Raw genomic sequence first — 21,225 nt, forward strand, 5'->3', positions numbered from 1 at the left:
CAGGGACACGGGCCCGGTTCGCGTTTTCCGCCGGTTCAGCCGGTGACCGAGGCGTACAGCTTCGCGATGTCGTCGTCGAAGTACGGGCTGTAGGAGACGTCCGGGGTGTCGCCGCCGAGCTGGTAGCCGCCGATGACCCCGATGACCGCGCCGCCGGTCACCCACGGGCCGCCGCTGGTGCCGTCCGGGAAACCGGGGCACGCGACGCGCTGCTGGTAGGTGTCGGACCGCGTCGTCGTGCCGGTGCACACCACGGGGGAATCGGTGGTGTCGGGGTACCCCGTCAGGGTGATCGTGTGGTCGAATCCGCGGTCGGTGCCGAGGACATTCGCGCCGGTGAGGCTTTCCAGCGAAGCCGTGTTCCCGGGCTGCTGAACGGTCAAGAACGCGAAATCCAGATCCGGGTCGGCCGAAGACGTCCACCCGTCCGCGACGGCGACGGCGGTGACCGTCCACATTCCCAGCGGGGCGACGCCGTCGTGGAAGCCCGGCGCGAAGGACATTCCCGCCTGGACGCAGTGCGCGGCCGTCAGCACCAGATCGCCGGCGCCGGAATGCACGACGCTCGCCGTGCAGAAGTGGTGGCCGTTCGCGAACAACGCGCCGACCGGGGAAACGGTCGCCGCAGCCGCGGCGGCCGGAGCCGGAGGAGCGACCGAAGTGGACGGTGAACCGGCGGCATAGGCGTCGTCGGCGGTCGTGTCCGTGCCGGCGACGAGACCAGCGCCGAGCACCAGCACGGTCGCCGCGGCCGCGAGCGCGGGCCTCAGGAACTTGATCGCCACCGTCCCAGATCACCACATCGGAGCCGGTTCGGCAGCGCAGCGATGCGGATGCACAGCGACTTCACAGCGGCTGCGACGTGGTCACGGCCGCCGGGTTCGGGCTAGGTGAGGTTCTTGGGCAGCAGGGTGGTCGCCGGGTCGGCGGCGGTGACCGCCTTGGGCCGGCGGTCGCGGAACAGCCAGCCGCCGATGATGCCGCCGGCGAAGCCGAACATGTGGCCCTGCCAGCTGACTCCCTCTTCGGTCGGCAGCAGGGACGCGAACTGGTAGGCGAAGCACAGGGCCATCACCAGCCCGATCACGATGTCGATCAGGTGCCGGTCGAACAGCCCGCGCACGATGATGTAGCCGAAGTAGCCGAAGACCAGGCCGCTGGCCCCGACCGTGACCGAGTGCGACGGCGAGATGAACCAGACGCCGAGCCCGCTGGCGACGATGATCAGCACGCTCACGCCGAGCCACTTCTTCACCCCGCGGTAGGCGGCGAGGAAGCCGAACACGAACAGCGGTCCGGAGTTGCCTTCGATGTGGCCCCAGCTGCCGTGCAGGAACGGCGCGCTGAAGATCTCCGGCAGCGACGCCGGGTCGCGCGGCTCGATGCCGAACTCCGTGCTCAGGTCGTAGCCCGTCGGGGCGTTGACGAGCTGGATCACCCACAGCACGGCCAGCAGCCCCACCATCACCCACAAGGCCTTCTTGGCTTCGGCGATCATCGCTTCGGCGTCGCCGCGGGCCGGGCCCTCGCTGGTCGTGCTCATGCTCTCCCCCTGCTCGGTCTGCGCCGAGGATAACCGGACGAGGGGCGCGGACGCGGCGTTCCGGACCGAGCCGTGACCTGGCAGGGTTCGTGCCATGACGTCACTCCGCCCGGAGACGGTCTTCCGCGGCCGTCGCACGCCCGCGGGCCGCGCGCTCGTCATGGCCATCGTCAACCGCACGCCCGACTCCTTCTACGACCAGGGCGCGACCTTCGCCGCAAACGCGGCCCGCGACGCCGTCGACCGCGCCGTCGCGGCGGGCGCCGACATCGTGGACATCGGCGGGGTCAAGGCGGGTGCGGGCCCGGAAGTGGACGTCGGCGAGGAGATCGACCGGGTCGTGCCGTTCGTCGCCGAGGTGCGGGAGCGTCACCCCGGGCTGGTGATCAGCGTCGACACCTGGCGGCACGAGGTCGGGCGCCGGGCCTGCGAAGCGGGCGCCGACCTGCTCGACGACACCTGGGGCGGCGCCGACCCGAAACTGGTCGAAGTCGCCGCCGAGTTCGGCGCGGGCTACGTCTGTTCCCACGTCGGCGGCATGCCGGTGCGCACCGACCCCTACCCCGAGCCGAGCCCGGACCGGCCGTTCTGGCCCCGCTACGACGACGTCGTCACGGAAGTCGTCGCCGAGCTGACCGCGGCGGCCGAGCGGGCGGTCGCCGCCGGGGTGCCGCGCGGCGGCGTGCTCGTCGACCCGACGTTCGACTTCGGCAAGAGCACCCGCCACGGCCTCGCGCTGCTCCGGCACCTCGACCGGCTGGTGGCGACGGGCCGGCCGGTGCTGGTCGCGCTGTCGAACAAGGACCTGATCGGCGAGACCCTGGGTGTCGGAGCCCACGACCGCCTCGCGGGCACCCTGGCGGCGACGGCGATCGCCGCGCACGCCGGTGCCGCGGTCTTCCGGGCGCACAACGTGCGGGAGACGCGGGAAGCCGTGGAGGCCGTCGCCGCGGCGTCCTGAACCGTTCATGTCGCCGGAGCCATGGCGTACAAAGGACGAAGAGGTGATGCCGGATGACGCCCTCGGTGGTGCGGCACGCGAAGCGGCGCCGATGGGCGGTCGTCGCCGCCGTGGCCGCGGTGCTCGTGTCCGTGCCGTCGGTGGTCGCCGCGCTCGCCCCGGCGGGGGAGCAGGCCGACCCCGGCCGGCTGCGCGAGCTCGTGCTGGGGTCCGCCCCGCGGCCGTACCAGGGGTACGCCGAAAGCGCCGGGTCGCTCGCCCTGCCGGAGCTGCCGAACCTCGCTCCCGTCACCGCGCTCTTCTCGATGCGGACGCCGATGCGCGCCTGGTACGCCGGGCCCGACCGCTACCGCGTCGACATCCTCGGCACGGCCGGTGAGCACGACGTCTACCGGCTGCCCGACGGCGAATACACGTGGGACTACGGCGACAACACGCTGACCGAGCTGATCGGCGAACCGGGCGTCCGGCTCCCGCGGGCCGGCGACCTGCTGCCGCCCGAGCTCGCGCGGCGGATCCTCCAGGCGGCGAAGGGCGATCCGGTGAGCGCGCTGCCGGGCCGGAACGTCGCCGGTGTCGCCGCGTCCGGGCTGCGGCTCGTCCCCGCCGATCCGGCCACGACGATCGGGCGCGTCGACGTCTGGGCGGACCCGGCGACCGGCCTGGCTGTGCGCGTCGAGGTCACCGCCCGCGGGCAGCAGGCGCCGATCCTGGTCACCGAGTTCCAGCAGCTCGAGCAGACGATGCCGGTCGTCGAAGCACCGCGGCCGGTGCCCGGCTCGGGGTTCACCGTCGCGAGCGCCCCGGACGTCTCGAACGCGCTCGGCGCGCTGGGCCAGGCGCCGCTGCCGGCGACGCTCGCCGGGCGCCCGGTCGTGTCGTCGAAGTTCGGTGGCGTCGAGGGCGCCGCGCTCTACGGCACCGGGCTGGCGTCCTTCGCGGTCATCGCCGTGCCGCGCGCGGTCGGGAACGCCGCGAGCGACGCCGCCGGGAAGGCCGGCGCGGTGCAGACGAGGCTGCCGGCGGGCAGCGTGGTGCAGCTGTCGATCACGCCGTTGTCGCTGGCGATCGTCCGCGCTTCGGCCTTCCGCCGCTCCTACCTGCTGGCCGGCACCGTGACGCCGGACGTGCTGAAGACCGTCGCGGAAGAGCTGTCCACGCTGCGCCGGAGCGGCCGATGATCGTCACGCGCGCGCTGACCAAACGGTACGGCCGCACCCTGGCGGTCGACGCCGTCGACCTGGCGGTCCGCGAAGGCGACCGCTACGGCTTCCTCGGCCCGAACGGTTCGGGCAAGACCACCCTGGTCCGGATGCTGCTCGGCCTCGTCTACGCGACCAGCGGGGAGATCGAGGTGCTCGGCAAGCCGGTCCCGAAGCGCGTTGCCGAGGTACTGCCGCAGGTCGGCGCGCTCGTCGAAGGCCCGGCCGCGTACCCGCACCTGTCCGGGCGCCGCAACCTCTCGCTGCTCGACGCCGCCGGGCGCGGCGGCGGGCGGCGCACGCGGCGGCAGCGGATCGACGACGCGCTGGAGCAGGTCGGGCTCGCCGCGGTGGACCAGCGGCCGGTGAAGGCGTACTCCCTCGGCATGCGGCAACGCCTCGGGCTCGCCGGCGCGCTGCTGCGCAAGCCCCGGCTGCTGGTCCTCGACGAGCCGACCAACGGCCTCGACCCGCAGGGCATCAAGGAAATCCGGGAGCTGTTGGTCGAGCTGAACGCGGGCGGCACCACGGTGTTCCTGTCCAGTCACCTGCTGGCCGAGGTCGAACAGCTCTGCACGCGCGTCGGCGTCGTCGACCGCGGGCGGCTCGTGCTGGAGGACGACCTGGACACGCTGCGCGCCGCGACCGGCCGGGTCCTGGTCGGCACGCCGGACCCGGCCGAGGCGGCCGCCGTCCTCGACGGCCAGCTCGAGTCCCGCGTCGGCGACCGCCTGGTCATCCGGCACAGCGACCCGGCGGCGCTGAACGCGATGCTCGTCGAAGCGGGGGTGCGCGTGACGTCGATCCACGCCGAGCAGCGGACCCTCGAGCAGGTCGTCCTCGACGTGACGGGTCCGGGCTCCGACCGGTTCGGGGCCGCCGGATGATCCTCGTCGAGCTGCGGAAGCTTGCGCTGCGGCCGCGGGTGTGGGTCAGCGTGCTGCTGCTCTGCCTGCTGCCCGCGATCGTCGGTGTCTTCCTCGCGACGGCCGACTTCGCGCCGCCACCGGGGCAGGGCGGGGCGTTCCTGTCGGCGGTCGTTTCCGACGGCGCGCTGTTCCCGGCGGCCGCGCTCGCGCTCGTCCTGCCGTTGTTCCTGCCGATCGCGGTCGCCGTCACCGCGGGCGACTCGATCGCGGGCGAGGCGTCCACCGGCACCCTGCGATACCTGCTCGTGCGTCCGGTCGGCCGGACGCGGCTGCTCGGCGCCAAGATGGTGGCGCTCGCCGTGTACGTGACCGCGGCGATCGTCATCGTCGTGCTGACTTCGCTGGTGCTCGGGGTGATCCTGTTCGGCACCGGCGGGACGCCGGGGGTCGCCGGGCCGGGCGGGCAGCCGACCGGCGTGACGTCGTTGTCGGGGCAGTCGCTCAGCTCGTCCGGGCTGGGCCTGCGGTTGCTGGGCGCGGTTTCCTACATCGTCGTGTCGATGCTCGGGTTCGCCGCGATCACGGTGTTCCTGTCGACGGTGAGCGACTCGGCACTGGGGGCCGCGCTCGGCGGATTGGCTGTTTTGATCACCAGCTCGGTGCTGGAGACCCTGGACGCGGCCGCGTCGGTGAAGCCGTACCTGCCGACGCACTACTGGCTGTCCTGGATCGACTTCTTCCGCGATCCCGTGCTGTGGCGCAACATCGACCACGGCCTGCTGCTGCAGGCCGGCTACATCGTCGTGTTCTTCGGGGCCGCGTGGGCGAACTTCGCGACCAAGGACGTCACGAGCTGAGGCACTCCGTCGGCGCCTCGAGCGGAGAGGTGCCGAGGGCTTGGAGGACCAGTTCGGTGACGGCGGGGTCGGTGGGGAGGTCGCCGTGGCCGGCCCGGTTGCCGGGGCAGACCTGCTGGAGGGCGACGTTGACGGCGCCGTCGAGCCGGGCTGACTCGGGCGGGGTGACCGTCTCGTCGCGTTCGGTCCAGACCGAGAGCCACGGCAGGGTGGCCGGGATTGGTTCCTTCGCCAGCTCCTGCATCAGGGTGCTGCCGGGGGCCAGCTGCACGCACGCGGCCGGGCAGCCGCCCGGGACGAGCGCGCCGCCCGCCGCGGCGAGACCGGTGCCGTGCATGGGCGCGCCGAGCGTGATCACCCGGCGCGCCTGGTGGTCACCGCCGTCGCGGCTGACCCACAGCCGGGCCACGACGCCGCCCGCGGAGTAACCGATGACGTCCACCGAAGGTGCTCCGCGGGCGTACGCGTTCTCGACGGCTTCGGCCAGAACGGCGGCCTGTTCGACCAGGTCACCGGTGCCGTCGCCGGCCAGGGTGAGGACTTCGGTGCCGCGGCCGGTGGCCTGCCGGATGCGGCCGGCGAGTTCGTTCAGGGCGCCTTGGCCACCGCCGTAACCGGGGACGAGCAGGACGGGCCCGGGCTTGCCCTGGTCGGGCGTCCCGGCCCGCGGCGCGGCGCTGGAGCCGGTGCCGGCGAGGAGGGCCGCGACGAGCACGGCCACCACGACGACGGCGACGCCGCCCATGAGCAGCCGCCGTCGGGGGCTGAAACCGCGCCACCAGGCCGAGATCCGCACGGCTCCATCATGACCCGGCGGGAGCGATGAGGGCGTGAGGGAAGCGGGATCCCGCGTGATCCGGCCCGGAACTCGCGTGATCGAGGCCGGAACTCGTGTGATTGAGGCCGGAACTCGCGAGTTACGGCTCCGATCACGCGAGTTACGGCTCTGAGCACGTGAGTTCCGGGTGGGACGTCACCCGTTCGGCGCTGAACCGGAGCGTGACGGCCCCCGTGTGCCGGGTGGGAGTGTGGAGACAAAACCGGGGTGAGCTGACATGCGGATCCGGAAAATACTGCTCGTCGTACCGTTGCTGGTCCTGGACCTCGTCGCCTGCGGGCAGCCGGAGGTCTTCGTCAAGGTGGGCAAGGCGGTGCCGGTGCCGGCGAGCACCGGCGTACCCGCCTGCACGTGGCTCGGGGATACGCCGGTGGCGCCGGAAGTGGTGCGGCTCTAGGCGAACGGGTCGCGCTCAGGAGATGCGGCGGACCGGTTCCCCGCCCAGCAGGCAGTCGAGGTCGATCCGGCCGCCCGCCGCCGCGAGGACCGCGTCGATCGCCAGATCGACGTCCAGCTTCCGGGCGTGCTGGTCGGCGTACGCGCGCATCAGGTTGCCGATGTGACGCTCGGGGTTGCGCCAGCCCGGCCACCGCAGGGCCGCTTGGTCGGCCAGTCTCGTGAAGTCGGTCTGACGTTCCGTCACCTCGAGCAGCCACTCCAGGTAGACGCGCATCGCGTGCAGCGAGCTGTGGCCGGGCGTCGCCACCGGGCCGTGCCCCGGGACGACCGTGCGCGGGCGGAACGTGTCCTGCAGCCAGGCGAGCGCGTCGAGCCAGCCCGTGATCGAGCCGTGCACCGCCAGCGGCGTGTCCCGGACGGACACGAGGTCGCCGGTGAACAGCGTGCCCGAACGCGGCTCGTGCACCACCAGGTCGCCCGCGGTGTGCGCGACCCCCGGCACCGCCACGACGTCGGCGACCGCGTCGCCGAGGTCGAGGCGGTGCCAGCCGGTGACCGGCCGGACCGCGGCCGGCTCCGGGGGCTCGAGCACGCCCCACTGGGTGTAGGTGAAGACGTTGCCGTAGGTCTGCGGGCCGGCCTTGACCAGGTCGACGCTGCCGGGCGCGGCCAGCGCCGTCCCGCCGTCGCGCAGCGCGACCCCGACGCCGTTGTGGTGCTCGCCGTGCGCGTGCGTGACGACGACGGTCAGCTCCTGCCCGCCCGCGTACTTGCGGACGTCGCGCATCAGCTCCAGCGTCGCCTGCTCGGTGCCGCACGTGTCGACCAGCACGACGCCTTCGCTGCCCTGGATCCAGCCGCTGTTCGAGACGAACCACTCCGCCGGGCTCTTCACGTACGCGACCACGCCCGGGCGCGCGTGCCGGAGCGGGACGATGTTCGATGTGACGGCCGGCATGGTTCCTCCCCTGGACTGACGAAGCGGTTAACGACGGGGGCGCGAGCAGGTTGCGGGCATTTACCCCGAGATGACCCAGCGCTGGCCGGCCGCCGCCGAACACGTCCAGAGCTGCAGGCGGGTGCCGTCGGCCGAAGAGTTCCCGGTCGCGTCGAGGCACTTGCCCGACTGCGGGTTCAGCAGCGTCCCGTCCGACCGGGCCTGCCACGTCTGCGCGCCGGTGGCGTTGCAGTCCCACAGCTGCACGAGCGTGCCGTCCGCGGTGCCGCTGTTCGCGACGTCGAGGCACTTGCCGAGCGCGCGGATGCTGCCGTTCTGCCTGGTCCACCGCTGGGCGGGGGTCGTGTTGCACGTCCAGAGCTGCACGGCCGTGCCGTTGGCGGTGCCGCTGTTGGACACGTCGGCGCACTTCCCGCCGAGCCCGGTGATGGTGCCGGCGGGGTAGGGCGTGCCGCTCGCGATGAGGTACGCGCTCGTCGCGACGTTCCAGTGCGTCGCCAGGTAGCTGCCGGGCGCCGGGTTGGTGTTGAAGTAGTCGTCGCCGAGGCAGTCGAACTGGTTCTCCGGCGCGCCGGGGCAGACCTTCACGAGGGTGCCCGGCGGGTTCGGGAGGCCGCCGTCGTCGTAGCACATGATGTCTTCGTCGTCCCAGCAGTGACCGTAGGCGCTGGAGTTCGGCGCGCTGCGCTGGACGGCGCCGAGGGTGTGCAGGAGTTCGTGCCCGGTGGCCTGCCAGGACCAGCAGCCGGTGCCGACCGTGGCGTAGTGCGGGCCGGCGTTGTAGGGGTTGTTCGAGCCGGGGCTGTCGTTGCCGCCGTTGCCGAACGCGAGGCCGCAGCCGTCCTTGTCGTACCAGACGATGTACTTGCGGTCGGCGCGGTTGTAGCCCTGCGCCTTGATGGCGTTGGTGATCGTGTCGACGGTCGCCATGTCGCCCTGGGCGATGGTCACGTTGTTCACGGTCGCCCGGCAGCCGGAGTCGGTGACGTACCGGACGTGGCGCACGCCCCCGCCGAGCCGGCTCGCGGCCTCGACGAAGCCGTCGTCGATCTGGCTCGCGAAGGTCTGGAACTGACCGACGAACTGCGCGTACCGGTCGGCTTGCGTGTTGCCGCGGACGTAGAGGGCTTGGACGCGCTTGCCGCTCGTGCCGTCGCCGTCGCAGACGGTGGACAGCGGGGCCACGGTCGCGGTCTGGTGCCGCAGGTGATCGGGAAGCTGTTCGGTGCCCTCACCCGCGGCGGCGGCCGAGGGCAGCAGAGCGGTGGCGAAGACGAGGGCGGTGCTGAGCGCGGCGATGCGCCAGGTTCTCGCGGTCATGGGGGGAGTTCCGCCTTTCCCGGTGCGACAGGGGACGAGAAGTGCGGTCTAGACCACTGGGAATGATAGGCAGCGGGTGAGCGGGCTGTCACTGACAAGAACGGACAGCTTGGAGTGAATCGCCCACCGGAAATTTCGGTCGTTTGATTGAAATGATCTTCCCGAACCGTTGAGCGGTATAGGTCTTGACAGTCGATCTCGGACGTCCATACTGGTATATACCTTTATGGGAGGGTCCGGGAAAATCGAGGGGGCTTCGCGCTCGCGGGCCGACGGAAGGTCTGAGGGGTCCTTCCGTCGGCCGCGCGAAGCCGTCGTCGGCACCTCCGGTCACGGACAGCGTTGACACAACTACTGGTACGAACCAGTATGAGTGCTGCCGGCCGGGAGGAGACACATGGCGGGGGCACACGTCCGGATCGACAACCGGCTGATCCACGGGCAGGTCACCGTCGCGTGGACCCGGCGGCTCGGCGTGCGCCGGCTGGTCGTCTGCAACGACGACGTCGCCGCCGACGAGCTGCAGCGGATGCTGCTCCCGCAGGCCGCGCGCGGCCTGCCCACCGACGTCCTCACCATCGCCGAGACGCTCGAAACGACTGCCGGCGCGGACGTCATGATCCTCGCCAAGGATCCCGAAGACGCCTTTCGCCTGGTCGACGGCGGCCTGCGGCCCGACACGGTCAACGTCGGCAACGTCGCGCCGCGGCCCGGCACCGCCTACACCATGGTCACGCGCTCGATCGCGGTCACCGCGGACGAGGCCGACGCCTACCGCAAGCTCGCCGCCGCGGGCGTCCCGCTGGTCACGCAGCTGATGCCGCACGACAAGCCCGCCGAATTCGTCCCGCTGCTCGACCGGAAAGGGCTCTAGCCCCGCATGCTCGTCGCGTTGGCCCTGACTCTGTGGGCGATCTACTGCACCTACGACGGCCTCGGCCCGTTCCTCATCTACGCCCAGCGCCCGCTCATCGCCGGCTCGGTCGCCGGGCTGATCGTCGGGCACCCGCTGCTCGGCCTGCTGATCGGCGCGACGCTGGAGCTGGCCGCCCTCGGTGTCTACACCTACGGCGGCGCGACCATCCCGGACTACCAGACCGGCGCGATCGTCGGCACCGCGCTGGCCGCGGGTGCCGCCGGCGAGACGTCCGCGCAGGTCGCGATCGGACTGGGTGTCGGGCTGCCGGCCGCGATCCTGCTCTCCGCGCTCGACCCCGTCGGCAAGATCATCACCACCGCGCTGGTCCACCGGGCCGACGGGTACGCCGCCGACGGCAACGCGCGCGGCCTCGCGCTGATCCACTGGGTCAGCCTGGTGCCGTGGGTGGCGGTGCGCGCGATCCCGACGTTCCTCGCTGCGCTCGCCGCGTCCGGTGGCCTGGTCAAGGACATCACCGCGAGCATCCCCGCCGGGTTCGTGCAGGGCATGACGCTCGCCGGGTCGCTGCTGCCCGCCGTCGGGTTCGCGCTGCTGCTCGGCATGATGGAGCTGTCCCGGTATTGGTACCTGCTGCTGATCGGGTTCGTCGCGTTCGCCTATCTCCACCTGCCGTTGCTGGGAATCGCGCTGGTCGGCGTCGCGGTCGCGATGCTGTTCGTGACGCTCAAACGCGACGAGCCGGCGCCGGCCGTCCCGGAAGTGCCGGAAGAGTCCACTGTGGACGCGCGGCTGACGAAGCAGGACCTGCGCCGCGTGTTCCGCCGGTACTTCTGGTCGAGCCAGATCTCCTGGAACTACGAGCGGATGCAGGCGCTCGGGTTCGCGTACTCGATGGAACCGGTGCTGCGCCGGCTCTACCCGGAGAAGGCCGACTACGTCGCCGGCCTGCAGCGGCACCTCCAGTTCTTCAACACCTCGGTGCTCGTCGGCGGCCCGCTGATCCTCGGCTCGAGCGTCGCGCTGGAGGAAGCGGGCACGCCGAAGTCGGCCGCGAGCACCAAGATCGCGCTGATGGGGCCGATGGCCGGCATCGGTGACACCGTCGTCTTCGCGCTGTACAACAGCATCGTCTTCACCATGGGCGCGTCGTGGGCACTGCAGGGCAACTGGCTCGGCCCGGCCTTCGCCGCGGTGATGGTGCTCGTGCCGTACGCGCTGGTGCGGCGCTGGCAGTTCGGGTTCGCCTACCGCGAAGGGAAACGGCTGGCCGGCCACCTCGCCGCCGGCGCGCTCGCCCGCGTCGCGCAGGGGGCGACCGTGCTCGGGTTCGTCGTGCTCGGCGGGTTCATCCCGTCGATCGTCAAGGTCGTCACCACGCTGACCTACCGCCAGACCACGACGGTCCAGGGACAGCCGGTGACGCAGGCCGTGGCGATCCAGGACCGGCTCGACGAGCTGGTTCCGTTCCTGCTGCCGGTGCTCGTGACCGCCGGGGTGTACCTGCTGACGGCCAAGGCCCGCCTGCGCCCCGTCTGGGTCATCGCCATCGTCGTCGTCGCCGGGGTGACCCTGGGGTGGCTCGGCTGGTTCGCGCCGTCGGCCCCGGCGAAGAGTTGAGGAGACCGCCATGTCCGTTCCGATCATCCTCGCCGGGCACGGGCGGCTGCCCTCCGGTGTGGGGGAAGCCGCCGAGATGATCCTCGGCCCGCAGTCGCGCCTGAAGGTCTGCGAGCTGAGCCCCCGCGACAGCCCGGAGGAGTTCGGCGCCCGCGTGCTCGCGCTGGCCGGCGACGCCGCCGGCGTCCTCGTGCTGGCCGACCTGCACGGCGGCTCGCCGTTCAACGCCGTCCGCACGCTCACCGCCGGGCACCCGCGCATCCAGCTCGTGTCCGGGCTCAACCTGCCGATGCTGCTGGAGGTCCTGCTGCACACGACCGACGACGTCACCGAGCTCGCCGGGGTGGCTCGCGCCGCCGGCCGCGACGGCGTCGTCGACGTCCTGGAATCCACCTGGTGACCGCCGCGCTCCTGCTCGCCGCGCAAGACGTCCGGATCACGCCGGGGCCCGGGCACCCGCTCGGCGGCTACCTCGCCCGGGACGGCGTCGCGACCGGCACGCACGACGACCTCGAGGCGTCGCTGATCTGGCTGTCCACCGAGGACGACCCCGGGGTGCTGTGGGTGGCGCTCGACGCGCTCGCGGTCGACGCCGGCCTCACCCGCACCCTGGCCGACGCCGTCGCGGCCGCGGTGGGCATCGACCCGGAACGGGTGCTCGTCTGCGCGTCGCACACGCATTCCGGGCCCGAGGGCTGGACCGGCCCGCTGCACCCCGGGCTGCCGGGGCGGCGCGACGCCGGGCTGGTCGGCCGCATGGCGGAGACGGTCACCGGCGCGGCGCTGCGGCTGCGCGCGTGCCGCGGCCGCGTCCGGGCCCGCTGGCACGCGGGGTCGACGGAGGCCGTCGGCGGCAACCGCTACCGGCCGGACGGGCCGCACGACACGTCGTTCGGCGTGCTGGAGCTGCGCCGCGACGACGGTTCGCCGGCCGCGCTGCTGTTCGACTACGCCAGCCACCCGACCGTGCTGGGGCCGGACAACCTCACCTGGTCGGCGGACTGGCCGGGCGCGACGCGGCGCGAGCTGGCGAGCCTGATCGGCCAGCCGGTGGCGGCGTTCCTGCAGGGCGCGGCGGGCGACGCGAGCTCCCGGTTCGTCCGGCGCGGCCGCGACCACGCCGAGGTCCGCACCCTCGGCGGCCACCTCGCGACGTCGATCGCGCGGACGCTGGCGGCGGCCTCGGCGACGGCGGAAACCGGCCCGATCCGGCTGTCGAGATCGGCGCTGCACCTGCCCTACCGCGAGGTGCCGTCGCTCGAGGACAGCCTGGAGCTGCGCCACGCCGCCGAGCGCGAGTGGCAGCGCGAGCTGGCCCACCACGGCGAGGACCACCCGGCGGTCCGGATCGCGCGGACGCGGTACGAGGGGTGCGCGATGCTCGCGGCGATGGCGGCCACCGGCCGGCCGACGGGCTGCGCGGAGGTGCCGGTCAGCGTCGTGACGCTGGGGGAGATCGCGTGGCTGCACACGCCGTTCGAGCTGTTCGCTTCACTGGGGTTGAGGATCCGGCGGGGGAGCCCGTTCCGGCACACGCGCGTGATCGGCTACACGGACGGGTACCTGGGGTACCTCCCGGACGCGGACGGGCACCGCGGCGGGGTTTACGAGTCGTACGTGACGCTGTTCGGGCCCGATGCCGGGGACGAATTGGTGGAGCACTGCCTCAAGTTGCTCCGGGCTCATCAGGCGGGCCCCACCTAGGCCACTCGAGGGGGAACCCGAAGCCGAGCACGGTGACGGCCAGGATCCCGGCGCCCGCCAGCGCGAAGAGCGTGCCGAGCGACGGGTCCACGTCTTCGGGCAGCGTCGGGCGGACGAACCGGCCGCGGTCGTACAGCACGGTGAACCGTTCCCCCTCGACGGTTTCGGTCATGCTGCGCAGATCACCGCGCAGCGGCGTCGATCCGCCGGGCAGGACGAGCGTGGCGTGGTGGAAGGGACGCACCGGCGCCACCTCGATCAGGGCCGGCGCGCCCCGGTGGGTCAGGACCAGGTCGGTCACCAGGCCCGGTCCGGAGAGCGCCAGGATGAGCAAGCCCAGCATGGTGAACGCGAGCTGGCCGAAGTCCCCGTACGGCACCCAGGCGCCGCGCCACCAGGCGACCGCCCACAGGGCTCCGCCGAGCACGCCGAAGCCGGTCACGAGAACGATGATCTCCCCGAGCCAGTTCTCCTGGTACGCAGCCAAGACCGCGACCGCAGCCGAAGTCACGAGGATGCCCGCGAACACCAGCCGGCGGTACGCCTTCTCCACGCGCCAGCCCGGGTCGTCTTCCGGTACCTGCCTTCGCGGCTTCGGCTTGGGCTCGGACGCGGGCTTGGGCTTGGGTCCGGGCTTCGGGTTCCGGCGGGCGGACCACGCCGCGAGCGCGGCCGTCGACCCCAGGAGTGCGGCGGCGAGTGCGAAGAGCTTGATCCGGCGGGCCATCGCGGTCCTCCCCTGCGTCCGTGCCGGTAGCACGCGGCGGGGACGCCGGGGGTTGCCCGGTCAGGCCGGGCTGCGCCGCGCCTGCGTGAAAACGGTGTAGCGGTCGGCGCGGTAGAGCGAGCGGCCCGCTTCGATGACGCCGCCGCTCTGGTCGTGGAGCGTGCCCTCGATGATCAAGCACGGCTGGGTCGGCTCGATGTCGAGCAGGGCCGCGTCGCCGGTGTCCGGGAGGACCGCGGAAATCGCCGTGTCGTTCCACTCCGCGTGCACGCCCCAGCGCTCCTCGAGGGTGCGGTGCAGGGACTGCGTCTCCCAGTCGAACAGCTCGATGTCCGGGAACCGGTCGACGGACAGGTTGGTGCGCTCGACCGCGAACGGCTCGTCGGCGACGAAGCGCAGGCGCTCCAGCCGGAACACGCGCGCGCCCGGGGGCACGTTGAGCCGGCCGGCCAGGCGGGGCATCGCGCGCTCGACCTCGGCGTGGAGCACCTTCGTCTTGGGCACCACGCCGCGGGCCTTCATGTCCTCGGTGAACGAGGTGAGCATGTCGATGTGCGCGGCCTGGCGCTGGGAGGTGAACGTCGCGGTGCCGTGCTGGCGGTAGAGGACGCCGTCGGAGACCAGGCGGTTGATCTCCTGGCGCACGGTGCCGCGGGCGACGCCGAAGTGCTCGGCGAGGAAGCGTTCGGACGGCATCAGCCGCCCGGGACCGGCCTCGGTCGCGACGCCTTCGAGGATTTCGCGGAGCTGCTCGCCCTTCGGCCGCCCCGGCTGCAGCGCGTCCGGGAGCCGGAGATCGCTCGCGGGGACGTGTTTCGGACGGGGCATGGCCTCAGTATGTCGCGCCGGCGGGCCGGAGGTAACACCGCGCGCCACGCGGGTCGCTTCCGGTTGCGGTGAATGACTCATTCCTTGCGCCGGACGCCAGGAATGAGTCATTCACTGCGTCCGGACCGCCCGAGCTCAGCCCGTGGCGCGGCGGCCGAAGTCCGCGAGGAAGCGCTCGGCCAGCGCTTCCCCCGTCACGTGCCCCACCGACCGGTACAGGCCCCGGGCCTCGCGCGCCGTCCCGACGGCCAGCATCGAGCGGCCGGCCGCACCCTCGACCGCCGCCAATCCGAGCAGTGCCTGGGCCTCCAAAAGCCGGTACCCGCCCGCTCGCGCCGCGTCCAAGGCCGTTCGCGCGTGCTCGCCCGCTTCCGATACCCGGCCGGCCGCCGCCAAGACCCACGCCAGCGTCGCCGACGCCTCCGCCAGCTGGCCCCGCAGGCCCGATTCCGCGGCCAGCTCCCGGGCTTCGCTCAGCACGCGCTCGGCCGAGGCCAGGTCGCCGCGGGCTTCCGACGCCCGGCCCAGTGCGATCAGCGCCGCTGCCTCCACCTGGCGGTCGCCGTCGCGGCGGACGCGGTCCAGGGCCTCTTCCGCGGTCCGCGCCGCCGCTTCGTGGTCGCCGCGGGCACCCTGCAACGCGCTCAACGCGGTGAGCGCCGTCGCCTCGCCGAAGCTCGAGCTGAGATCGCGGAACGCGTTCAGAGAGCCCTCGACCGCTTCGGCCGCTTCCTCGAAGCGTCCCGTCTCCTGCAGCACCCAGCCGAGGTCGGCCAGGTTCGCGGCCTCCCAGAACCGCAGCTCCTCCCGCCGGCACAGCGCGACCGCCTCGCACAGGCAGTCCTCGGCCTGCTCCAGCCGGCCCAGCTGCCGGTAGTGGCAGCTCAGCGAGTTCAGCGCCAGCGCCTCGCCCGACCGGTTGGCCAGCTCGCGGAACAGCTGGATCGCGCGCCGGCTGTGTTCGACGGCTTCCGACAGCCGGCCGGTCCACTCCAGCATCGACCCCAGGTTCGCGACCGCCGTCGCCTCGCACTCGCGCCAGCCGCACGCCCGGCTCGCCAGCACCGCCTTCTCCGAGTGCCGGATGCCCGCCTCGTGCTGGCCTTCGCGGAAGTACGCGCCGCCGATCGACAGGTGCACCAGCGCCTCGGCCGGCTGCGCGCCGTGGTCGTGCGCCGCGTGCAGCACGATCGGCGCCAGCTCCAGCCATTCCGCGCGGCGGCCGTGGTCGTGGAAGAACCGCCGCAGCGCGTCGGCGAGGTACCACGCGGCGGGGTACGGCCCCCGCGTCGCCGCCAGCCGCAGCGCCGCCGCCAGGTTCGGCACCTCGACGTCCAGCCACGCCACGGCTTCCGCGGCGTCGGCGAACGCGACCGGGCTCGGCGCCGCCGGGGCGTCTTCGCGGGGGAGCGTCACGATCCGCGCGCCGAACAGCGCGACGGCGGCGTCCGCGGCCGCGCAGTACCCGGTGAACAGCCGCTCCCACGCCTTTTCGCGCGCGACTTCGTCTTCGTCGGCGCGGACGCACCGCTCGGCGTAGCGCCGGGCGAGGTCGTGGAAGCGGTAGCGGCGCGGCGCGTGCGCTTCCACGAGGTTCGCCGCGGCCAGCCCGCGCAGCCGCCGGGTCGCCTCCTCGAGCGGCACGTCCAGCAGCGCCGCGGCGGCAACCGCCGTGAAGTCGGCCCCGGGCACCAGCGCCAGCAGCCGGAACGCGTGCCGCAGCGCGGGCGGCAAGGCCTGGTAGGACACCGAAAACGCCTTCGCGACGGCACTTTCCCCGGCACCGTCGAAGCCCAGCTGGGCCAGCGGGTCGCCGCGCAGCTCCTCGACGAGCTCGCCGAGGCTCGCGACCCCGGTGTTCGCCGCCGCGATCCGCAGGGCGAGGGGGTGGTGGCCGCAGAGCCGGGCCAGCTCGTCCGCCGCTTCGGGCTCGGCGGTGGCCCGCTCGCCGAGCAGGGCGGTCAGCAGCGCGCGCGAGTCGTCCTCCCGCAGCTGCGTCAGGCCGAGTGACCGCGCGCCGGTGCGGGCGACGAGCTCGTCGAGCCGGTGGCGGCTGGTCACCAGCACCCGGCCCGACGACGGCAGCAGCGGCAGGACCTGGGCGGCGTCGCGGGCGTTGTCCAGCACCACCAGCGCCTGCCGGTCGGCCAGCAGCGAGCGGTAGAGCTTGCTCTGGTCGTCGCTGCCCGGCGGCACGTCCCGCAGGTCGACGCCGAGGGTGCGCAGCAGCTGGGCGAGCGCGGCGGCGGGGGTGAGCGGTTCGTCGTCGGCGTCGAAGCCGCGCAGGTTCACGTACAGCTGGCCGTCGGGGAAGCTCGCCCGCGCGGTGTGGGCCCAGTGCACGGCCAGCGCGGTCTTGCCGACACCGGCGGTACCGGTGATCACCCAGACGTCGCCGGGCTCGTCGAGCGCGGCCAGCTCCGGCGTCCGTCCGGTGAACCCGCGGACGTCCAGCGGCAGCTCGGCGGGTCGCGGCGCAACCGGGGTCGCGGCCGGCGCCGGCTCGCCTTCGCCGCGCAGGATCCGCATCCGCAGCTCCTGCAGGGCCTGGCCGGGTTCGATGCCGAGCTCGTCCACCAGCAGTTCGTGCGCCCGCCGGTAGGCCTCGAGGGCCTCCGGCGTGCGGCCGCAGCGGTGCAGCGCGAGCATCAGCGCGGCGCGCGGCCGTTCCCGGAACGGGTGCTCGTCGACGAGCCGGCGCAGCTCCCCGACCACCTCGCCGTGGCGCCCGGAAGCCAGTTCCTGCTCGTACAGCTCTTCCAGCGCGACGAGCCGGCGTTCGGTCAGCGCCGGACCTTCGTGCGCGGCGAGCGTCTCGCTGACCCCGCCGAGCGGGGTGCCGTCCCACAGCGCCAGCGCGGCCCGCAGGTGCCGGACGGCGTCGGCCCCGGACGTGGCCCGGGCCTGGGCGACCTCGTCGTCGAACACGTCCAGGTCCCGGTCACCGGGGGCGACCTCGATCACGTAGCCGGGCGCGCGCCGGACGATGACGTCGCGGCCGAGGAGCTTCCGCAGCTCCGAGATGTGCACCTGCAGCCGCCCGCGCACGCTCGGCGGCGCGTCCTCGCCCCAGGTGAGATCGATGAGCCGGTCTTCGCTGACCACGCGGTTGGCGTTCAGCAGGAGCGCGGCCAGCACGGACGTCTGTTTCCGGCCACCGGGCCGGACGGCGCCCGCGTCGCCGAGGACCGTGACCGGTCCGAGCAGGCGGTAGCGCACGTGGAGCCCCCAGAAGGCCGACCGAAGCGGAACGGAAGTGCCGTGTCCGACCCTATCCCCGGCCGAGGAGGAAAGGGGGCCGCGGGTGGACACCGACGACGCTGAGCGCCTGCTGTTCGTCTGCTTCCCGGACGCGGGGGAGGCAGCCGGCCGGTACCGGGCTTGGCGCGATCCGCGGATCGCGGTGCGGGTCGTCGAGCTGCCCGGGCGGGGCGAGCGCCGCGACGAGCACCCGTACCGGGACATGTGGCTGCTCGTGGAGTCCCTCGCGGCGGAACTGGCGGGGGTTCTGGCCCGCCCGCACGTGCTCTTCGGCGCGGGGCTGGGCGCGCTGGTGGCCTACCGGCTGGCGCAGCGGCGGGTGGCCGCGGGACTGGGGGTCCCGCGGGCACTCGTCGTGGCGCACCAGGCGCCGCCGGACCGGGCCGCGCGGGCCGTGCCGGAGCAGGCGGCCCGCGCGGACGTCAGCTTGCTCACCAGCGACGCGCACGTGCCCGTGGCGCCGCCGCTGCCGTGCCCGATCCGGGGGATCGGCGAGCCGCAGGTGATGACGGGGTGGGGCGAGCACACGAACGCGGGGTTCGTGCTCGCCCCGGCCCGGGAGCGGGACAGCGGCGCGCTGCTGCGCGACGCCGTCCTGCGCGCGGGCTACTTGGTGTCGGCGCTGGCCGTGCCGGGCTTGGGCGAGTCACCGATGTAGGGACCGACGCCGATGGACGGGCCGGGCTGGGGTGGCGTCTCGGCCGCCTGGGCGGCGGGCGCGAGGACGAGGACGGCCAGGAAGGCCGTGCCGATGACGGCCTGGAACACACGGGCTTTCATGGTTCGACTCCTCAGGTTCGGATTGCGGCCGATGCTGCCCGAGCCGGCTTCCATATCGCTTCCCTTCGCCGCCAGTGGTCATCCGGTCACCGACCGTCCCTTGTGGAGGGATTCCGCCGGCTGACACTATCGATCGTCATGGGGAGTGACGACGCGAACACGATTCTTCGCATGGCGAGCCTGGCAACTCCGATGGCGATGCGGGTGGCGGTGACCCTGGGGCTGCCCGACCGCCTCCGCGGACCGGGCGCCGGCGCGGCGGAACTCGCGGCCGACCTCGGCGTCGCGCCGGTGCCGCTCGGCCTGCTGCTGGGACACCTGACGACGTTGGGCTTCTTCGAGCGCACGGCCACCGGCTACCGGACCACGTCGTACGGCGAGCACCTCTGCGGCGACACGCTGACGAGCGTCTTGCTGAACCTGGACACCGCGGGCGGGCGCGCCGAGCTGGCGTTCGTCGAGCTCCTGCACAGCGTCACCACCGGGGAGGCGGGCTACGACCGCCGGTACGGGCGGGACTTCTGGGCCGACCTCGCCGCGCACCCGCCCCTGCGGGAGTCGTTCGACCGCCAGATGGCGCACCGGCTGCGCGCCGAGGTCCCGCAGCTCGCGGCCGGCTTCGACTGGGGGCAGTTCGCCACGGTCGTCGACGTCGGCGGCGGTCCGGGCACCCTGCTGGCCGCGATCCTGGCGGCCCACCCCGGGACGCGGGGCCGGCTGGTCGACCTCGACGTCGCGGCGGCCGGTGCGACGTTCGCCGCGCAGGGCCTCGAGGACCGGGCTTCGGTGGTCGCCGGCAGCTTCTTCGACCCGCTCCCGGCCGGGGCGGACGCCTACCTGCTGTGCGACATCCTGCACGACTGGGACGACGAGCGGGCCGGCCGCATCCTGGCCCGCTGCGTCGAGGCGGCGCGTCCGGCCGGGCGGGTCCTGGTCGTCGAGGCGGTCGGCGGGCGGCGGGCCGCGACGGACATGGATCTCGCCATGCTCGTCATCTTCGGCGGCCGGGAACGCCACGTCTCCGAGTTCCGCGCGCTCGCCGCCCCGCACGGACTGGAGCTCGACGCCGTGACCGACGTGAGCGGAGGTCGGTCCTTGCTGGAGTTCCACATTATATAAGCGCTGTTATAGTTTGCCGGTGTCTTTGACCAGCGCCTTCGTCGACCTGACCCCGCTTCGCGTGTCGCCTGCCTTCAGGCGGCTCTGGGTCGGCCGGGTCTTCTCCGGCTTCGGGGCGCAGATGACGCTCGTCGCCGTGATGTTCCAGGTCTGGGAGCAGACCCGGAGCACGGTCTGGACCGGTGCCGTCGGGCTCGCCCAGGCGCTGCCGCTGGTCGTGTTCGGGCTCTTCGCCGGGTCGCTGGTGGACCGCGTCGACCGGCGGAAGTTCGCCCTGGTCACCACCGCGGGGCAGGCCGCCTGCTCGGTTCTGCTGGCGGTGCAGGGGTTTCTCGGTGACGTGCCGGTCCTGGCCGTGCTGGGGCTGGTGGCGGTGCAGTCCTGCTTCGTGGCGGGCGGCGGCCCGGCGGCGCGCACGTTCATCCCGCGGCTGCTGGCGCCGGAGCAGCTCCCGGCCGGGCTGGCGCTGAACCGGATCGCGTTCCAGGGCGCGATGCTGCTCGGCCCGGCGCTGGCCGGGCTGCTGCTGGGCCGGTTCGGCGTGGGCGGCTGTTACCTGGTCGACGCGCTGACGTTCGGGATGGCGTTCTACGGCGTCGTCGGCCTCCCGGCGATGCGCCCTTCCGGCGCACCGTCGCGGCCGGGGCTGCGCGGGGTGCTGGACGGGCTGGCGTTCCTGGTGCGCACACCGGTGGTCCGCGGAGCGCTGCTGACCGACCTGGCGGCGACGGTGCTGTCGATGCCGATCAGCCTGTTCCCGCTGGTGAACGCGGAGAGGTTCGCCGGCGACCCGCGGACGCTGGGGCTGTTCCTGTCGGCGATCGCGGTGGGCGGGGTGGTGGCATCGGTGTTTTCGGGGACGTTCACGCGGCTGCCCCGGCCGGGCGTGGTGATGCTCGCCGGATCGGCGGCGTGGGGCGGGGCGCTGGTGGTGTTCGGGTTGGCGCCGGACCCGTGGGTCGGGCTGGGGTGCCTGGTCCTGGCGGGTGCGGCGGACACGGTTTCCGTGGTGTCGCGCGGAGCGCTGGTCCAGTTGAACACACCGGACGCGTTGCTCGGCCGGGTCGCGGCGGCGGAGCAGATCGTCGGCCAGGCCGGGCCCGACCTCGGCAACCTGCGGGGCGGGCTGGTGGCGGGGGTGACGTCCGGTGCGGCGGCGCTGGTGAGTGGCGGGGTGTTGTGCGTGGTGGCGGTGGCGCTGGTCGGGGCGGCGACGCCGGGCCTGCGCCGCTTCGCGACTCCGGCCAAGGCCGCTGCGGAGTAGCGCGGCGCCGGGTCGCCAGCGCCCCAATGTGGCCTTCGGTGCGTTCAACGCACCCAAGGCGGCCTTCGGTGCGTTGAACGCAACCAAGGCCACATTGG

At 73.2% G+C, this 21,225-nt stretch carries 21 protein-coding genes; 12 read left to right on the plus strand and 9 right to left on the minus strand.

All coding sequences use genetic code 11. From position 1 onward, the window contains the following. Positions 1-35: 35 nt before the first annotated feature. Both AB0M83_RS26105 and AB0M83_RS26110 read right to left on the minus strand, forming a co-directional pair. The gene (locus tag AB0M83_RS26105) at positions 36-785 is read right to left on the minus strand and encodes a serine protease (protein WP_364520993.1); all 750 of its coding nucleotides are present in this window, start codon (positions 783-785) and stop codon (positions 36-38) included. Positions 786-886: 101 nt separating this feature from the next. Further along, entirely contained in the window at positions 887-1,543 is a 657-nt protein-coding gene (locus AB0M83_RS26110; protein WP_364520994.1) for a rhomboid family intramembrane serine protease, read from the minus strand. Between the two features lie 94 nt (positions 1,544-1,637). Here AB0M83_RS26110 and folP point away from each other — a divergent pair, with 94 nt between their 5' ends. Genes folP through AB0M83_RS26130 form a run of 4 tightly spaced genes read left to right on the plus strand, consistent with a single transcriptional unit; the run spans position 1,638 to position 5,432 of the window. Then, the gene (gene folP, locus AB0M83_RS26115) at positions 1,638-2,504 is read left to right on the plus strand and encodes a dihydropteroate synthase (protein ID WP_364520995.1); all 867 of its coding nucleotides are present in this window, start codon (positions 1,638-1,640) and stop codon (positions 2,502-2,504) included. 53 nt (positions 2,505-2,557) lie between these two features. After that, positions 2,558-3,685: a hypothetical protein gene (locus AB0M83_RS26120; protein ID WP_364520996.1), complete on the plus strand. Its 1,128-nt coding sequence runs from the start codon at positions 2,558-2,560 to the stop codon at positions 3,683-3,685. Then, positions 3,682-4,593 carry an ABC transporter ATP-binding protein gene (locus AB0M83_RS26125; RefSeq protein ID WP_364520997.1) on the plus strand — a complete coding sequence of 304 codons (912 nt, stop codon included), beginning with the start codon at positions 3,682-3,684 and terminating at the stop codon, positions 4,591-4,593. The genes AB0M83_RS26120 and AB0M83_RS26125 overlap by 4 nt, the downstream gene beginning before the upstream one ends. Continuing rightward, positions 4,590-5,432, plus strand: a complete 843-nt coding sequence (locus AB0M83_RS26130; protein WP_284746957.1) for an ABC transporter permease — start codon at positions 4,590-4,592, stop codon at positions 5,430-5,432. Before AB0M83_RS26125 ends, AB0M83_RS26130 begins: the two co-directional genes overlap by 4 nt. Here AB0M83_RS26130 and AB0M83_RS26135 read toward each other — a convergent pair. Beyond that, positions 5,422-6,228 carry a lipase gene (locus tag AB0M83_RS26135; RefSeq protein WP_364520998.1) on the minus strand — a complete coding sequence of 269 codons (807 nt, stop codon included), beginning with the start codon at positions 6,226-6,228 and terminating at the stop codon, positions 5,422-5,424. The genes AB0M83_RS26130 and AB0M83_RS26135 overlap by 11 nt on opposite strands. 259 nt (positions 6,229-6,487) lie before the next feature. Here AB0M83_RS26135 and AB0M83_RS26140 point away from each other — a divergent pair, with 259 nt between their 5' ends. Further along, positions 6,488-6,667 (plus strand): hypothetical protein, encoded by a 180-nt coding sequence (locus AB0M83_RS26140; protein WP_364520999.1) that lies wholly within the window; start codon positions 6,488-6,490, stop codon positions 6,665-6,667. Positions 6,668-6,682: 15 nt separating this feature from the next. Here AB0M83_RS26140 and AB0M83_RS26145 read toward each other — a convergent pair whose 3' ends face one another. Further along, positions 6,683-7,627, minus strand: a complete 945-nt coding sequence (locus AB0M83_RS26145) for an MBL fold metallo-hydrolase (RefSeq protein WP_364521000.1) — start codon at positions 7,625-7,627, stop codon at positions 6,683-6,685. 60 nt (positions 7,628-7,687) lie between these two features. Continuing rightward, a complete protein-coding gene (locus tag AB0M83_RS26150; protein ID WP_364521001.1) occupies positions 7,688-8,947 on the minus strand; it encodes an RICIN domain-containing protein in 1,260 nt (419 codons plus the stop codon). 397 nt (positions 8,948-9,344) lie between these two features. Here AB0M83_RS26150 and AB0M83_RS26155 point away from each other — a divergent pair, with 397 nt between their 5' ends. Genes AB0M83_RS26155 through AB0M83_RS26170 form a run of 4 tightly spaced genes read left to right on the plus strand, consistent with a single transcriptional unit; the run spans position 9,345 to position 13,148 of the window. Beyond that, complete coding sequence (locus AB0M83_RS26155; RefSeq protein ID WP_364521002.1) at positions 9,345-9,821, plus strand: PTS sugar transporter subunit IIB; 477 nt, start codon at positions 9,345-9,347, stop codon at positions 9,819-9,821. An 18-nt stretch (positions 9,822-9,839) separates the two neighbouring features. After that, positions 9,840-11,444, plus strand: coding sequence for a PTS system mannose/fructose/sorbose family transporter subunit IID (locus AB0M83_RS26160; protein WP_364521003.1), 1,605 nt, complete (start codon positions 9,840-9,842; stop codon positions 11,442-11,444). A gap of 10 nt (positions 11,445-11,454) precedes the next feature. Further along, positions 11,455-11,844, plus strand: coding sequence for a PTS mannose transporter subunit IIAB (locus tag AB0M83_RS26165; protein WP_364521004.1), 390 nt, complete (start codon positions 11,455-11,457; stop codon positions 11,842-11,844). Then, the gene (locus AB0M83_RS26170) at positions 11,841-13,148 is read left to right on the plus strand and encodes a hypothetical protein (RefSeq protein WP_364521005.1); all 1,308 of its coding nucleotides are present in this window, start codon (positions 11,841-11,843) and stop codon (positions 13,146-13,148) included. The genes AB0M83_RS26165 and AB0M83_RS26170 overlap by 4 nt, the downstream gene beginning before the upstream one ends. On the opposite strand, the gene AB0M83_RS26175 is transcribed toward AB0M83_RS26170, so the two are convergent. The 3 genes from AB0M83_RS26175 to AB0M83_RS26185 all read right to left on the minus strand — a co-directional run bounded on the left by AB0M83_RS26175 (position 13,111) and on the right by AB0M83_RS26185 (position 17,922). Then, complete coding sequence (locus AB0M83_RS26175; protein ID WP_364521006.1) at positions 13,111-13,875, minus strand: hypothetical protein; 765 nt, start codon at positions 13,873-13,875, stop codon at positions 13,111-13,113. The genes AB0M83_RS26170 and AB0M83_RS26175 overlap by 38 nt on opposite strands. Positions 13,876-13,935: 60 nt before the next feature. Continuing rightward, positions 13,936-14,703 carry a GntR family transcriptional regulator gene (locus AB0M83_RS26180; RefSeq protein ID WP_364521007.1) on the minus strand — a complete coding sequence of 256 codons (768 nt, stop codon included), beginning with the start codon at positions 14,701-14,703 and terminating at the stop codon, positions 13,936-13,938. 135 nt (positions 14,704-14,838) lie between these two features. Then, entirely contained in the window at positions 14,839-17,922 is a 3,084-nt protein-coding gene (locus tag AB0M83_RS26185; protein WP_364521008.1) for a BTAD domain-containing putative transcriptional regulator, read from the minus strand. Positions 17,923-18,007: 85 nt separating this feature from the next. Here AB0M83_RS26185 and AB0M83_RS26190 point away from each other — a divergent pair, with 85 nt between their 5' ends. Next, positions 18,008-18,622 carry a thioesterase domain-containing protein gene (locus AB0M83_RS26190; RefSeq protein ID WP_364521009.1) on the plus strand — a complete coding sequence of 205 codons (615 nt, stop codon included), beginning with the start codon at positions 18,008-18,010 and terminating at the stop codon, positions 18,620-18,622. Here AB0M83_RS26190 and AB0M83_RS26195 read toward each other — a convergent pair. Continuing rightward, the gene (locus AB0M83_RS26195; protein WP_364521010.1) at positions 18,571-18,744 is read right to left on the minus strand and encodes a hypothetical protein; all 174 of its coding nucleotides are present in this window, start codon (positions 18,742-18,744) and stop codon (positions 18,571-18,573) included. The two genes, AB0M83_RS26190 and AB0M83_RS26195, sit on opposite strands and share 52 nt — an antisense overlap. Before the next feature lie 171 nt (positions 18,745-18,915). Between AB0M83_RS26195 and AB0M83_RS26200 the strand changes: the two genes are divergently transcribed. After that, entirely contained in the window at positions 18,916-19,863 is a 948-nt protein-coding gene (locus AB0M83_RS26200; RefSeq protein ID WP_364521011.1) for a methyltransferase, read from the plus strand. Between the two features lie 19 nt (positions 19,864-19,882). Continuing rightward, positions 19,883-21,127 carry an MFS transporter gene (locus AB0M83_RS26205; RefSeq protein WP_364521012.1) on the plus strand — a complete coding sequence of 415 codons (1,245 nt, stop codon included), beginning with the start codon at positions 19,883-19,885 and terminating at the stop codon, positions 21,125-21,127. The last annotated feature ends 98 nt before the right edge of the window (positions 21,128-21,225 follow it).

This window comes from Amycolatopsis sp. NPDC051106, from assembly GCF_040682775.1.
Classification (GTDB): domain Bacteria; phylum Actinomycetota; class Actinomycetes; order Mycobacteriales; family Pseudonocardiaceae; genus Amycolatopsis.